At 72.2% G+C, this 14270-nt stretch carries 15 protein-coding genes; 12 read left to right on the top strand and 3 right to left on the bottom strand.

Features of this window, described 5'->3' with window-relative positions; all coding sequences use genetic code 11:
- The first annotated feature begins 4 nt into the window (after positions 1-4).
- Positions 5-457 carry a hypothetical protein gene (locus tag KKR01S_RS08380; RefSeq protein ID WP_058731338.1) on the top strand — a complete coding sequence of 151 codons (453 nt, stop codon included), beginning with the start codon at positions 5-7 and terminating at the stop codon, positions 455-457.
- Between the two features lie 22 nt (positions 458-479).
- Here KKR01S_RS08380 and KKR01S_RS08375 read toward each other — a convergent pair whose 3' ends face one another.
- Entirely contained in the window at positions 480-968 is a 489-nt protein-coding gene (locus KKR01S_RS08375; protein ID WP_058731337.1) for a MarR family winged helix-turn-helix transcriptional regulator, read from the bottom strand.
- A gap of 221 nt (positions 969-1189) precedes the next feature.
- Here KKR01S_RS08375 and KKR01S_RS08370 point away from each other — a divergent pair, with 221 nt between their 5' ends.
- The 6 genes from KKR01S_RS08370 (at position 1190) to KKR01S_RS08345 (ending at position 7449) form a co-directional block, all read left to right on the top strand.
- On the top strand, positions 1190-1567 hold the full coding sequence (locus tag KKR01S_RS08370; protein ID WP_058731336.1) for a hypothetical protein: 378 nt from the start codon (positions 1190-1192) through the stop codon (positions 1565-1567).
- A gap of 195 nt (positions 1568-1762) precedes the next feature.
- A complete protein-coding gene (locus KKR01S_RS08365; RefSeq protein WP_055684489.1) occupies positions 1763-2659 on the top strand; it encodes a sulfurtransferase in 897 nt (298 codons plus the stop codon).
- 8 nt (positions 2660-2667) lie between these two features.
- Positions 2668-3114 carry a SufE family protein gene (locus KKR01S_RS08360; RefSeq protein ID WP_058731359.1) on the top strand — a complete coding sequence of 149 codons (447 nt, stop codon included), beginning with the start codon at positions 2668-2670 and terminating at the stop codon, positions 3112-3114.
- 220 nt (positions 3115-3334) lie between these two features.
- Positions 3335-4741 (top strand): amino acid permease, encoded by a 1407-nt coding sequence (locus KKR01S_RS08355; protein WP_081101663.1) that lies wholly within the window; start codon positions 3335-3337, stop codon positions 4739-4741.
- Positions 4742-4970: 229 nt separating this feature from the next.
- Complete coding sequence (locus KKR01S_RS08350) at positions 4971-5888, top strand: DUF2382 domain-containing protein (protein WP_061225764.1); 918 nt, start codon at positions 4971-4973, stop codon at positions 5886-5888.
- 148 nt (positions 5889-6036) lie between these two features.
- On the top strand, positions 6037-7449 hold the full coding sequence (locus KKR01S_RS08345; protein ID WP_081101662.1) for an MFS transporter: 1413 nt from the start codon (positions 6037-6039) through the stop codon (positions 7447-7449).
- Between the two features lie 43 nt (positions 7450-7492).
- On the opposite strand, the gene KKR01S_RS08340 is transcribed toward KKR01S_RS08345, so the two are convergent.
- A complete protein-coding gene (locus KKR01S_RS08340) occupies positions 7493-7762 on the bottom strand; it encodes a DUF3072 domain-containing protein (RefSeq protein WP_061225763.1) in 270 nt (89 codons plus the stop codon).
- A 95-nt stretch (positions 7763-7857) separates the two neighbouring features.
- Positions 7858-10083, bottom strand: a complete 2226-nt coding sequence (locus KKR01S_RS08335) for an NADP-dependent isocitrate dehydrogenase (RefSeq protein ID WP_058731334.1) — start codon at positions 10081-10083, stop codon at positions 7858-7860.
- Positions 10084-10254: 171 nt separating this feature from the next.
- Here KKR01S_RS08335 and KKR01S_RS08330 point away from each other — a divergent pair, with 171 nt between their 5' ends.
- The 5 genes from KKR01S_RS08330 (at position 10255) to KKR01S_RS08310 (ending at position 14184) form a co-directional block, all read left to right on the top strand.
- A complete protein-coding gene (locus tag KKR01S_RS08330) occupies positions 10255-10605 on the top strand; it encodes a DUF488 domain-containing protein (RefSeq protein WP_061225762.1) in 351 nt (116 codons plus the stop codon).
- A gap of 101 nt (positions 10606-10706) precedes the next feature.
- Complete coding sequence (locus tag KKR01S_RS10695) at positions 10707-10991, top strand: hypothetical protein (protein WP_129357405.1); 285 nt, start codon at positions 10707-10709, stop codon at positions 10989-10991.
- A 47-nt stretch (positions 10992-11038) separates the two neighbouring features.
- Positions 11039-11464, top strand: a complete 426-nt coding sequence (locus KKR01S_RS08320; RefSeq protein ID WP_064724936.1) for an NUDIX hydrolase — start codon at positions 11039-11041, stop codon at positions 11462-11464.
- Between the two features lie 3 nt (positions 11465-11467).
- On the top strand, positions 11468-13477 hold the full coding sequence (locus KKR01S_RS08315; protein ID WP_061225760.1) for a S9 family peptidase: 2010 nt from the start codon (positions 11468-11470) through the stop codon (positions 13475-13477).
- A complete protein-coding gene (locus KKR01S_RS08310) occupies positions 13474-14184 on the top strand; it encodes a pyroglutamyl-peptidase I (protein WP_061225759.1) in 711 nt (236 codons plus the stop codon). Before KKR01S_RS08315 ends, KKR01S_RS08310 begins: the two co-directional genes overlap by 4 nt.
- The last annotated feature ends 86 nt before the right edge of the window (positions 14185-14270 follow it).

Genomic DNA, 14270 nt, shown 5'->3' with positions numbered 1-14270 from the left:
CCCCGTGGCCCTGTTCGCCTCACCCCGCATGTCCCTGACCGTCGACCTGCCGCAGGAGCCCGTCCCGGCGGAGCCTGCGGACCCGGAGATGCCGGAGGATCCCTTCGCCGAGCCGAAGCCGGCCCCGAGCCCGGAGTCCCTGCTGATCGCGCTGCGCTCGGAGGAGGCCACCGCCCTGCTGACCGAGCAGAACTGGGCCCCGGCGGAGCAGGCCGCGGATCTCACGGTGCGGGTGGGGGTGCGCCGCTACGTCTACCCGGTCCCGGAGCAGCCCGGGGCGAGCATCGAGTACGTCGCTCTCGGCGAGGGCTCGGAGCGGGGACGGGTGCAGATGATCCTGCGGGTGCCGCGGCGCACGGACGCGGACGGGGCCAGGCGGGCCCTGCGCGGGCTGGCCCGGCTGCTGGAGCGCACCCGCGGGGTACGCGCGCAGCTGACGGGGCTGGGCCGGGACTGAGACCGCCGACCTCGCCCGATGCTCAGCCGAAGGCCGCGGTGACCTCCCGGAGGAATCCGGCGACGACGCGGCGCTGCTCCTCGGTGAGCCGCTCGGCGGCGGCGAGCATCTGCTCGTGCATCCGCGCCAGTGTGGCGCGCACCTCGCGGTCCCCGCGCTCGGTGGGCACCACCGCCACGGAGCGGCGGTCCTCCGGGTGCGGCACGCGCTCGGCGTAGCCGTCCCGGATCAGCCGATCCACCAGCGCGCTGGTCGAGGCGGCCGTGATCCCCAGGGCCACCGCGATGTCCTTCTGGCGCAGGCTCGCGCCGCGGGACTGGGCCGCCAGCAGGTGGCGCAGGGCCTCGATGTCGCGCTCGCCCATGCCCATGTCCCCGCGCACGCGGGTGCGCATGGCGGTCTCGTGGCGGCGGTAGGTGCGCAGCAGGTTCAGGACCTCGACGGCGGTGATCTGGCCCGGCTCGCGGTACCAGTACCCGCTGGGGTCGGCCTCATCCGCGCTGCCCTGCATGCCTCCGCCTCCTCTCGCGCCGAGCCTCACCCGGAATCTGCGTGATCCCCGCGGAGCACTCCGCCCCGGGGGTCCTCGCCGGGTGCCGCCCCGCGAGACTGTTAGGATAACCAACAGTTAGGATACGATACCAAGCAGACGTCGCGGCCACGGCCGGGCGTCGCCGCCTTCGGAAGCCCTCCGCGGTGTGGAAGCCGCACCGCGACCCCAGGGAGCCCAGCATGACCGAGACCATCCGCGAGGAGCTCGCCGCCGAACCCCGCCCCCACGAGCTCTCCCGGGAGGACCTGCTCCTGCTGCTGTCCCGGGCAGCCGCCCGCGGGATCTCCGTGCGCCCGGCCGTGCACCGGGCCGAGGTCTCCTTCACCGGGCGCCCCGGCGCAGAGCGCGTGGTCATCGAGCTGCTCCTGGCTCCCGGAGAGGACCGCGAACGGATCCTGCGGGAGGCCCGCGAGGAGATCATCCCAGCGCTGGAGGCCATCCTCGGCGAGCCGTTCCTCAGCGCGGACGTCCACTACACTCGGGAGACGCTCCCGGATGCGTCAGCGGATCTCTCGCGCATCGGCTCCGGGGCGGGGACCGGGCTGCTCGCCGCCTGAGCGCGACCCCTCCTCGGACCTCCGCTGACTCCCGGGCGCTGATCTGCCCGATCGCCCGAAGCCGGGGGATCGGCGGACTCCGGAGGTCACCGGGCAGACGCTCGAGCACGCGCCGGGGGAATAATGGTCGGAGAGTCGGCCGTTCCAGGAGGTGAACGGCCCGTCCGCACAGCCCAAGGCAACGGAGGAATCACTGTGACAGCGCCCATCGAGAAGAACGAGAAGTTCGCCGAGTACGCGCACCCGGAGCGGCTGGTCAGCACCGCGTGGGTGGCCGAGCACGGCGGCGACGACGGCGTCGTCGTCGTCGAATCCGACGAGGACGTGCTGCTCTATGAGACCGGGCACATCCCGGGTGCCGTGAAGATCGACTGGCACACCGAGCTCAACGACCCCGTCACCCGCGACTACGTGGACGGCGAGGGCTTCGCCGCCCTGATGTCGCGCAAGGGCATCACCCGGGACACGACCGTGGTCATCTACGGGGACAAGTCCAACTGGTGGGCGGCCTATGCCCTGTGGGTGTTCACCCTCTTCGGCCACGAAGACGTGCGCCTGATGGACGGCGGCCGCGCCAAGTGGCAGGAGGAGGGTCGGGAGATGACCACCGAGACCCCGCGGCCGCAGGAAACCGACTACCCCGTGGTGCAGCGCGAGGACGCCCCCGTGCGGGCCTACCTGCCGCAGGTGCGCGAGGCCATCGGTACGCTGCCGCTGATCGACGTGCGCAGTCCCCAGGAGTACACCGGGGAGCGCACCCACATGCCCGACTACCCCGAGGAGGGGGCCCTGCGCGGCGGGCACATCCCCACCGCCCGGTCCGTGCCCTGGGCCCGGGCGGCCAACGAGGACGGCACCTTCAAGACCGCCGAGCAGCTGCGCCGGATCTACCAGGAGGAGCTCGGGCTCAGCCCGGATCAGGACATCATCGCCTACTGCCGGATCGGGGAGCGCTCCTCGCACACGTGGTTCGTGCTCCAGCACCTGCTGGGCTTCCCCACCGTGCGCAACTACGACGGCTCCTGGACCGAGTGGGGCAACGTGGTCCGGGTGCCGATCGTCAAGGGCGAGCAGCCCGGAGAGGCCGCGTGAGCGCGGGCATGACCCAGCCGAACACCGATTCCCTGCCGCCGGCCCTGGCCGAGATCGTCCGGGACTTCGCCGAACTGGCCCCGCAGGATCGGCTGCAGCTGCTGCTGGAGTTCAGCAACGGGCTGCCCGCCCTGCCGGAGCGCCTGGCGGATCATCCCGAGCTGCTCGAGCCTGTGCCGGAATGCCAGTCGCCGATCTTCCTGCTCACCGAGGTGGAAGACGGGGTGGTCCACCTGTTCTTCTCCGCGCCGCCGGAGGCTCCCACCACCCGCGGCTTCGCGGGGATCCTGCAGGAGGGTCTGGACGGGGCGGATGTGCAGACCGTGCTGTCGGTTCCGGGGGATCTGGCGCTGCGGCTGTCCCTGACCGAGGCGGTCAGCCCCCTGCGGCTGAACGGGATGAGCGGGATGCTGACCCGCATCCAGCGGCAGGTCAGGGAGAAGTCCCAGGGCTGAGCCGCGGGCCGAGGGCTGCCGCATCCGGACCGGCGAGCCTGCGACGGGCCGCGGCGTCGGCAGGCGGTCTCCCGAGGCCGGAGTGCGCTCCTTCACGGTGGTAGCCTGAACTGACATCTCAGGCCTGACCGATCGGGGAGACACCGTGGCCACACAGACGCAGCCGGTTTCCGAGGCGCGCACGGAGGAGGGCCTCAAGCGAGGCCTGCACTCCCGGCACATGCAGATGATCGCGATCGGCGGGGCGATCGGCACCGGCCTGTTCGTGGCCTCCGGCGGCACGATCGCCCAGGCCGGGCCCGGTGGTGCGCTGGTGGCCTACGCCGTCATCGGACTGATGGTGCTGCTGCTCATGCAGTCCCTCGGCGAGCTGGCCGCGCACCTGCCGGTGGCCGGCTCCTTCCAGACCTTCGCCCACCGCTACGTCTCCCCGTCCTTCGGCTTCGCGATGGGCTGGAACTACTGGTTCAACTGGGCGATCACCGTGGCCGCGGAGCTGGTGGCCGCCGGCATCGTCATGGCCTTCTGGTTCCCGCAGGTGCCGGGCTGGGTGTGGGCGGCGGCCTTCCTGGTGCTGCTGACCGGGCTGAACGCCCTCTCGGCCCGCGGATACGGGGAGTCCGAGTTCTGGCTGGCCGGGATCAAGGTGGTCGCGGTGATCGTGTTCCTGATCGCCGGGGTGCTGATGATCTTCGGCGTGCTGGGTGGGACCTCCCCGGGCTTCGCCAACTGGACGACGGGGGAGGCCCCGTTCAAGGGCGGGGTGCTCAGCATCATCTCGGTGTTCATGATCGCCGGGTTCTCCTTCCAGGGAACCGAGATGATCGGGGTGGCCGCCGGTGAGGCGGAGAACCCCCGCCGGGACGTGCCCCGGGCCCTGCGCACGGTGTTCTGGCGCATCATGCTCTTCTACATCGGGGCGATCGTGGTCATCGGCTTCCTGCTGCCGTACACCGACCCGAACCTGCTGGCCTCGGACGCCTCCGAGGTGGCCTCCTCCCCGTTCACGCTGGTCTTCGAGCGGGCGGGGATCGCCTTCGCCGCCTCGCTGATGAACGCCGTCATCCTGGTGGCGATCCTCTCCGCCGGCAACTCGGGGCTGTACGCCTCCACCCGCATGCTGCTGAGCCTGGCCCGGGACGGCCAGGCACCCCGGTTCTTCGCCAAGGTCAACGACCGCGGCGTGCCGATGCGCGCCCTGATGGCCACCTCCGCGGTGGGCCTGATCGGCTTCATCGCCTCCCTGTTCGGACAGGGCGAGGCCTACACGTGGCTGGTGAACATCTCCGGGCTGTCCGGGTTCATCGTCTGGGTGGGGGTGGCGGTGTGCCACTTCCGATTCCGCCGGGCCTACCTCGCCCAGGGCGGGAAGCTCTCGGACCTGCCCTACCGGGCGCCGCTGTTCCCGCTGGGCCCGCTGGTGGCCTTCACGCTGTGCATCGTGGTGATCCTGGGGCAGAACTACGAGGCGGTCTTCGACGGCGAGCTGCTGAAGGTCGCCAGCTCCTACATCGGCCTGCCGATCTTCCTGGCCGTCTGGCTGGGACACAAGGTGCTGACCCGGGACCGGTTGGTGCCCCTGGACCAGGTGGACATCTCCGGGGCCGAGGACCTCGCCAAACGCTGACCCGTCCGGCTGCCATGCCGGCGCCGCCGTCCCGGTGCGGTGGTCTCTTACCACGTCAGATCGCTCTTCCGGTCATCCTGCGCGTTCGCCCTGAGGTGCTGCCCGGGTGTTGACCGGGTCACCGCCCGGGCATAGGTTGAGGGCACGGTAGGCGTTGCCCGGACCCATCTGGGGACCCGACCGTCGCGGACCGTCCGGTCCGCGCCGCGAATGACGAGAGGGTCATGAGATGACGAACCACAGCAGCATCGAATCCCTGCGCAGCGCCACCGTCTACGGCAGCGACGGCGAGAAGATCGGCCGGGTCGGGGAGATCTACCTGGACGACCAGACCGACCAGCCCACCTTCGCCACCGTGCACACCGGCCTGTTCGGCACCAAGGAGACCTTCGTCCCCCTGGACCGGGCCCAGACCACCGACGAGGGCATCACGGTGCCCTACGAGAAGGACTTCATCAAGGGCGCCCCGACCATCGACGACGATGGCTCGCTGAGCCCCGAGGAGGAGCAGCGCCTCTACGAGTACTACTCCATGGACTCCGGGACGCGCCGCGACGACGCCGCCGCCGAGACGCAGGCGCAGACCCGCGGACGCGATCACACCGGCACGGCGGGCACCGCGACCGATGACCGCGCCGCCGCAGCCCACGACGGGCACACCCCGGCCGAGGAGCGTGCGGCCCAGCAGCGCGGCACCGCGGTGCAGAACGGCACCGACGGCGTCGCCGCCGACACCCGCGGCGGGCAGACGGCGGGGACGCAGGACGTCGTCGCCCACGAGGAGCGGCTGCGGGCCACCGGGCAGGCCGAGCGCCGCGAGACCGGGCGGGCCCGTCTGCGCAAGCACGTGGTCACCGAGACCGAGACCGTCGAGGTCCCCGTGCGCCGCGAGGAGCTGCACATCCAGCGCGAGAGCATCGACCCCGATTCCCCCGAGGCCAAGGTCGGCGCCGAGGACGCCTTCACCGGCGACGGTGAGGAGACCGTGGTGACCACCTACGAGGAGCGCCCCGTGGTGTCCACCGAGACCGTCGCCACCGAGCGGGTGAGCCTGAACAAGGAGGCCACCGAGTCCACCGAGCGCGTCTCCGGCGAGGTGCGCAAGGAGGAGATCGAGGTGGACGAGGACGGCCGTCCCCGCCGCTGATCCGCGCCGCCTGCTCAACCGGGGCAGGCGCACCCGAGGAGCCAGACCCCGTCGGACCCTGTGTCCGGCGGGGTCTGCACCGTGACCGACCAATGCGGCCCCCTTCGCCGCGATCCCACCGCTGCCGACCCGTCCCAGGAGCCCGTCCGTGCCCGCCCCGCCCGCATCCTCTCGCACCCGATCCGACGCCGCCGGTCCCGCCCCCGGTGCACCGGGTCACGATGCCTTCGCCCAGATCGACGCCGCCGCCCTCACCGGGAGGCAGCGGTCCCTGATCCTCCTGGCCGTGCTGGCCAATACGGCCGAGTTCTTCGACATGTTCCTCATCGGGTTCATCGTCTCGGACCTGACCAAGCCCTGGGGGCTGACCTTCTGGCAGTCTGCGCTGGTGCTGCTGGCCTCCGGGATCGGCACGATGATCGGCGCGATCCTGTGGGGGAGGGTCTCCGACGTCATCGGGCGCCGGCGCACCCTGGTGGCCACGGTGCTGATCTTCACGGTGTTCACCGGGCTGTCCGTGCTCACCCCGGACGGCGGGTGGGCCCTGCTGGTCGGGCTGCGCCTGCTGGTGGGCATCGGGGTGGGCGGGCTGAACATCGTCTCGATCCCGTGGATCCAGGAGTTCGTGCCGGCTTCCCGGCGCGGGTGGCTGTCCGGACTGGCCTCGGTGTTCATCCCGGTGGGGCTGCTGCTGGGCTCGGTGAGCACGTGGCTGCTGCTGGAGCCGCTGACCTGGCGCGGGCTCATGGCGCTGGGGGCGACGCCGATCCTGCTGGTGGTGTGGATCCTGCGGGTGCCGGAGTCCCCGCGCTTCCTGGCCGCCCGGGGTCGGCAGGACCAGGCCCGGGCCGCCGTCGCCTGGGCCCTGCGCCTGCCGGTGGAGCAGGTGGCACCCGTGCCGGCCGGTGAGCCCGAGCCCGAGCGTCCCGCGCCGTATCGCGAGATCCTCACCCGTCATCGCTGGGTCCTGGCGATCGTCGCGGTGGGCACCTTCTGCTTCGTCACCGGGTCGGTGACCGTGCAGTCCTGGGGCCAGACCCTGCTGGTGCAGGTCCAGGGGATCACCCCCGCCCAGGCGGCCCGGTGGTTCATCGGGATCTCCCTGGCCTCCCTCGTGGGCCGGCTCGCCGCGGCGCGCCTGGCCGACGTCGTCGGCCGGCGCCCGGTGCTGCTGGTGTGCGGGCTGGGCGGGGCCGCGGCGAGCCTGTGGGCCGCGCACGCCGGGTCCGCTCAGCTGGGCCCGGTGGGGGTGTTCTATCTGGCGATGGCGGCGATCATGCTGTTCGGCGACGGCGCCTTCGGCATCCTCAACGCGTACGGGGCGGAGCTGTTCCCGACCCCGGTGCGCGCCAGCGGCTTGGGCCTGGGCTACGGGCTGGGCGCCTGCGGGAAGGTCGTGGGGCCGATGCTGCTGGCCCTGGTCTCCGGCTCCGGGAACCTCGTCAGCCCGGCGGCCACGCAGGCCGCGATCACTCCGGCCTTCACGATCATGGGGGCGCTGCTGGGCCTGGGCGGGCTGACCTACCTGCTGGCACGCGAGACGGCCGGCACCCGTCTGTGAGCGGGTGCCGGCCGTCGAGGCCGCCGGGCTCGGTGTCGGGCGATCAGCCCTGGGCGCGGGGGTTGGTCTTCTGGAGGCGGTCGATGTGCTCGGAGGCCTGGGCCTTGGTGAGATCCGCGGGCAGCTCCTCACCGGCCTCCTTGGCCAGGGTGTCCAGGTAGCTGCGCTGGGCGTCGGTCATCGGCTCATCCCCGGTGGTCCACTCCTGCGGATCCCGCTCCAGGCTGGTGTTCTGCGCGGAGCCCGCGCCGATGGTCTCCTGCTCCGGGCCGTTCCCGGCGGCATTCTGGTTCTCGTGGTTCGTCTCGCTCATGCCTCCCAGAATACGGGCCCGCACGCGGCCGGCGGAGGGGCTCACCCCTCGGCGAACCACCTCCCCCGGTCTTTTCAGATGCGGTGCTCGGTCGATCAGGCGGCCGTGAGCCGATCCATGATCGCGTTCAGCGTCGCGGAGGGACGCATCACCGGCTCGGCCTGCTCATCCTCCGGCCGGTAGTACCCGCCGAGCTCCACCGGCCGCCCCTGCACCTGCAGCAGCTCCTGCTCGATGCTCTCCTGGTTCTCCACCAGCTCCCGGGCGATCCGCTCGAAGCCGCGGGCCAGCTCGGCGTCGGCCTGCTGGTGGGCCAGCTCCTCGGCCCAGTAGCGGGCCAGCCAGTAGTGGCTGCCGCGGTTGTCAATCTCCCCGACCTTCCGGGACGGGGACTTGTTCTCCTCCAGGAAACGGCCGGTCGCCGCATCCAGGGTGTCCGCCAGGACCTTCGCCCGGGCGTTGTCCGTGCTGGAGGCCAGGTGCTCGAAGGAGGCGGCCAGGGCCAGGAACTCGCCGAGGGAGTCCCAGCGCAGGTGGTTCTCCTCCAGCAGCTGCTGCACGTGCTTGGGCGCCGAGCCGCCGGCCCCGGTCTCGAACAGCCCGCCGCCGTTGATCAGCGGGACGATGGACAGCATCTTCGCGGAGGTGCCCAGCTCGAGGATCGGGAACAGGTCCGTCAGGTAGTCGCGCAGCACGTTGCCGGTCACCGAGATGGTGTCCTGACCCTCGCGGATGCGGTCCAGGGAGAACTGGGTGGCCTCCTCCGGGGAGAGGATGCGCAGATCCAGCCCCTCGGTGTCCTCCTCCTTCAGGTACTCGTCCACCTTGGCGATGAGGTTGGCGTCGTGGGCGCGCTGCGGGTCCAGCCAGAACACGGCCGGGGTGTCCGACTCCCGGGCCCGGCGCACGGCCAGCTTGACCCAGTCGCGCACGGGCACGTCCTTGGTCTGGCAGGCCCGCCAGATGTCCCCGGGATGCACCTCGTGGCTCATCAGCACGTTCCCGGCGGCGTCGAGCACCTCCACGGTGCCCTCGCCCTGGATCTCGAAGGTCTTATCGTGGGAGCCGTACTCCTCGGCCTTCTGGGCCATCAGGCCCACGTTGGGCACCGAGCCCATGGTGGTGGGATCGAAGGCGCCGTTGCGACGGCAGTCCTCGATGACGGTCTGGTAGACCCCGGCGTAGGAGGAGTCCGGGATGACGGCCAGGGTGTCGTGCTCGGCGTCGTCCGCCCCCCACATGTGCCCCGAGGTGCGGATCATCGCCGGCATCGAGGCGTCCACGATGACGTCCGAGGGCACGTGCAGGTTGGTGATGCCCTTGCGGGAGTCCACGTAGGCCAGCGCCGGGCCCTCCTCGAGGCGGCGCTCGATGCCCTCGCGCACCCCGCGGGCGGTGTCCTCATCCAGGGCATCCAGGCCGTTGAGGATCGCAGCCAGGCCGTTGTTGGGGGACAGGCCCGCGGCGGCCAGCTGCTCGCCGTAGGTCTCGAAGACCTCCGCGAAGAAGGCCCGGACCACGTGGCCGAAGATGATCGGGTCGGAGACCTTCATCATCGTGGCCTTCAGGTGCACGGAGAACAGCACGTCCTTCTCGGCCGCGCGGGCCACCTGCTCCCGGAGGAACTCGTCCAGGGCCGCCGCGCGCAGCACCGTGGCGTCCACGATCTCGCCCTCCAGGACCTTCAGACCCTCCTTGAGGACCCGCTGGGTGCCGTCCTGACCGGTGAAGCGGATGGTCAGTCGATCATCGGCGGGCAGCACCACGGACTGCTCGTTGGACTTGAAGTCGTCGTGGCCCATCGTGGCCACGTTGGTCTTGGATTCCGGGGACCAGGCTCCCATGCGGTGCGGGTTCTTGCGGGCGTAGCTCTTCACCGACTGCGGGGCGCGCCGATCCGAGTTGCCCTCGCGCAGCACCGGGTTCACGGCCGAGCCCTTGACCCGGTCGTAGCGCTCGCGGATCTCGGTCTCCTCCTCGGTGCCGGGCTCCTCCGGGTAGTCCGGGAGGTCGTAGCCCTTCTGCTGCAGCTCCGCGATCGCGGCCTTCAGCTGCGGCAGGGAGGCGGAGATGTTCGGCAGCTTGATGATGTTGGCCTCGGGGGTCTGGGCGAGCTGACCCAGCTCGGCCAGGGCGTCGTCCACGCGCTGCTCGGCGGGCAGCCGGTCCGCGAACTGGGCCAGGATGCGCCCGGCGAGGGAGATGTCGCGGGTCTCCACCTCGACGCCGGCGGTGGAGGCGAAGGCCTCCACGATCGGCTTGAACGAGTACGTGGCCAGCAGCGGCGCTTCGTCGGTCTGGGTGTAGATGATCTTTGCCATGAGGCGACATGCTCCCTGCGTCGATGGAGGTTCGGTTCCGCCGGCCAATATACCGGATGTGCGGCCGCTCACCCGGGGTCGGTGCGCTCCGGGCGCCGCGCTTCTGACGCCGCGTTTCGGGCTCGCGTCACGGAACCCGCGCGTCGAGACCCGCGGGCCTAGCGTGGAGGTATGACGAGCTATCGCATCAAGAGGATCTACGACGAGCCGAGTCAGAGCGACGGCGCCCGGGTCCTGGTGGACCGGATCTGGCCGCGCGGGATCGCCAAGGACGCCGCGCGGCTGCGCCAGTGGGCCAAGGACCTGGCGCCCTCCACCGAGCTGCGCGAGTGGTTCGGGCACGACCCCGAGCGCTTCGAGGAGTTCTCCCGCCGCTACCGGGAGGAGCTGCGCGGGGCGGAGCAGCAGGCTGCCCTGGACGGGCTGCCCGAAGAGGAGACGGTCACCTTCGTCTACGCCGCGAAGGATGAGGAGCACAACCAGGCCGTGGTGCTGCGGGACTTCTGCCGCCACCGGCGCTGAGCCCGCCTCCTCGCCGCCGCTCCGAGGCGGGCGGGGACGCACAGGGAAGCGGAGCACCGCGGCACAGCCCGAGCACAGCCTTCCTGAGGATCGTGGAGGACATGAACACCACCGCATCCACCACCCCCGTTTCGACCACCCGCCGCGAGGAGCCCGACTTCGGCGCCTCGAAGACCCGGATCACCACCGGCCGGCGGCGGACCTCGCTGCTGCGCCGCCTGAGCGGCGTCGGGGCCATCGCCCTGCTCGCCGTGGGCGGGGTCGGTGCGCTCAGCCCCGCCGAGGCGAGCCAGGCCCACGTGAAGCAGGCCAACTACAGCGTCGTCACCACCGCCACCACCACCACGGAGTCCTCCGCGGCCTCGACCGGGCGCCCCCGGGATTGACGCCGCAGGGCCTCCCGGAGCGGAGTCGGATGACTAGGGTGGAGCCCATGCCGACCATCACCGTCTCCGCCGTGCTGATCACCGACCGCGACGGCCGCTTCCTGTCCGTGCGCAAGCGCGGGACCGCCGCGTTCATGCTCCCGGGCGGCAAACCGGAGCGGGACGAGGCACCGGAGGCCACCGCGGCCCGCGAGATCCGCGAGGAGCTGGGGCTGAGGATCCCGCTCGGTGAGCTCGCCCCGCTGGGTCGCTATGAGACCGCCGCGGCCAACGAGGCTGGACACCGGCTGATCGGGGAGGTCTTCGCCTGGACCGAATCCACCCGGCACGTCGGTCAGCTCGCCCGGCTGAAGCCGCACGCGGAGATCGAGGAGCTGCTGTGGCTGAGCCCGCAGGAGGCGATGACCCGCCCGGACGTGGCGCCGCTGACCCGCGACTGCGTCCTGCCGGGGCTGCCCGGAACTAGAGTGTGAGCCATGACCCAGCCGATCACCTCCCTGGATGACCTGTTCGCCGCGGACCGCCTGACCGGGCTGGGCGCCAACCGCCACGGCACCGTGCTGGCCACCGTGCAGTCCCTGGATCCCGACGGCGCCTCCTGGCGCACCGCGGTGCGCCTGCTGGCCGCACCGGGAGTCCCCGCCGAGGACCTGCCGCAGGCGCTGACCCAGCCAGGCGCCCGGGCACGCCTGCACGAGGTCGGCGAGGACGGCACCGCGTGGCTGAGCCTGGAGCGCGAGGACGAGGCCGCCGAGGACGATTCCCAACAGACCCTGTGGGCCCTGCCCCCGCGCGGGGAGGCCCGACCGGTGCTGCGCCGCGCCGGCGGCATCGGGAAGCTGCGGGTGCGGGGCGGTCGTCTCGTGTTCTCCGCCCCGGTGCTGCCCTCGGCGCCGGATGAGGGCGTCCACGACGAGCTCAGCGCCCGCCGTCGGAAGCAGAAGGTCTCCGGGGTGCTGCACGAGTCCTTCCCGGTGCGCTCCTGGGACCACGACCTGGGCCCGGGCGAGCCCGACCTGTTCACCGCCGACGCCCCCGACTACGCGGCGCGGAGGATCCGGATGCCCGAGGGCCGCCTCGAGGATTTCGAACCCGACCCGCAGGGCCGCACCGCCGCGGTGGCCGTGTCCGCGGTGCGCCGCGGCATCCACGTGCGCACCGGGGTGTGGCTGGTGGACCTGGAGCACGAATCCGCCCCGCGCCCGCTGGCGCTGCCCGCGGACCCGGAGGCCGAGACCGAGGCGGAATCCACCTCCTTCGCCCCGGGCCCGTTCAGCCCGGACGGGTCCCGGCTGGTGCTGCTGCGGTACCGGGAGTCTCTGCCGGGGCAGTCCCTGAAGGTCTCGGCCGAGGTCCTGGAGCTGGACACGGGCGAGCGCACCCCGGTGGCCCCGCAGCTGGACCGCTGGCCCGAGAACCCGCTCTGGCTGGACGAGCAGACCCTCGTGTTCACCTCGGATGATCGCGGGCGCGGGGCGGTATGGGCCACGCGCGTGGGGCAGCCCTGCGCCCGGCGGCTGACCGAGGAGCAGGCGCACTTCTCCGCGCTGACCGTGACCGGGCCGGGACGCCTGGCGGCCCTGCGCGACGCCGTGGACCATTCGGCCGAGGCCGTGGCCCTGGACGTGCCGGAGGAGGGACCTGCCGAGGTCACCGCCCTGCCGGCAGCGGCCCCGGTGACCCGTGGCGTCGGGCGCCTGGAGGAGGTGAGCACCCGGGCCGACGACGGCGCGACGATCCGGGCCTGGCTGGCCCTGCCGCAGGGGCAGGGGCCGCATCCGCTGCTGGTCTTCGTGCACGGCGGCCCCTGGGGCTCGTGGAACTCCTGGACCTGGCGGTGGAACCCCTGGCCCTTCGTGGCCGCGGGCTACGCGGTGCTGCTGCCGGATCCGGCGCTGTCCACCGGCTACGGCCAGGACATGATCGACCGCGGCACGGACGCCCTCGGCGGGCAGCCCTACCGCGACGTCCTGGCCCTGACCGATGCGGCGCAGGAACGGGAGGACGTCGACGCCGAGCGCACCGCGGCTCTGGGCGGCTCCTACGGCGGGTACATGGCCAACTGGCTGGCCGGGCACACCGGGACCCGGTTCCGGTGCATCGTCACCCACGCCTCCCTGTGGGACACCGACGTGATGGCCCGGACCACGGACAACGGCTTGTGGCAGGAGTGGCTGTTCGATCGCGACGGCGCCCAGGGGCCCGAGAACGACCCGAGCCGCTTCGTCGATCGGATCCAGGTGCCGATGCTGGTCATCCACGGGGACCTGGACTACCGGGTGCCCGTCTCCCAGGCGCACCTGCTGTGGGCCGACCTGCGCCGACGCACCGACCCCGGGCTGGGGCACCGCTTCCTGTACTTCCCGGATGAGAACCACTGGGTGCTCAAGCCCGGCAACTCCCGGCTGTGGTACCAGACCGTGCTGGCCTTCGCGGACCGCCACGTGCGCGGGGCGGAATGGGTGCGCCCGGAGCTGCTCGGATGAGTCCGGCTCGGGGGTGGAGCGGCGCCGACGACGCGAGCCGAGCCGACGACGCGAGCGGGTTCACCGCAGGAGCGGGCGCCGACGGGCACTCGTGCCCGCACCGGTTCGGTCCCGCCGGGGGACCGGAGCGCGATGGCGGCGGGACCGTACTGGTCACCGGCTTCGAGCCCTTCGGCGGGCTGAGCGAGAACCCCAGCCGCAGTGCGGCCCTGGCCGCGGCGGAGGCCCTGCCGCGGGTGCGCGCCCGGATCCTGCCGGTGGAGTACCGGGCGGCCCCGCGGGCCCTCGTCGAGGCGATCCGGGAAGTCCGCCCGGAGACGGTGGTGTGCCTCGGGGTGGCCGTGGGGCGGGAGCAGCTGTGCGTGGAGCGGGTCGCCCTCAACTGCGCCGATGCGCGCATCCCGGACAACACCGGGGCGCAGCCGCGGGATGAGTGGATCGACCCGGCCGCGCCCGCGGCCCTGTTCTCCTCCCTGCCGATCCGGCGGATCCTCCGCACCTGGCAGGAGGCGGGCCTGCCCGCCCGGATCTCGGAGACGGCCGGAACCTATGTGTGCAACCGCGTGATGTTCGAGGCCCTGGCCCGCGCCGAGCGGCTGGGCGTGTCCCGGGCCGGCTTCCTGCACGTCCCGGACACCCGCCAGATGCCCCAGGATCGGATCGACCACGGGGTGCGCCTGGCCGTAGGCAGCCTGCTGGAGGACTGAGGATACGCCGAGGCCGCCCGCACCCGGAAGACGCGCTTCCGGGGGCGGGCGGCCTCGGCGTGGACGCGGCAGGCGGCCGGCCGGGG

Origin of the sequence: Rothia kristinae NBRC 15354, from assembly GCF_001570865.1 — a bacterium.
Lineage (GTDB): Bacteria > Actinomycetota > Actinomycetes > Actinomycetales > Micrococcaceae > Rothia > Rothia kristinae.
The sequence above is the reverse complement of the archived record's forward strand: the minus strand, read 5'-3'. Positions and strand labels throughout refer to the sequence as shown.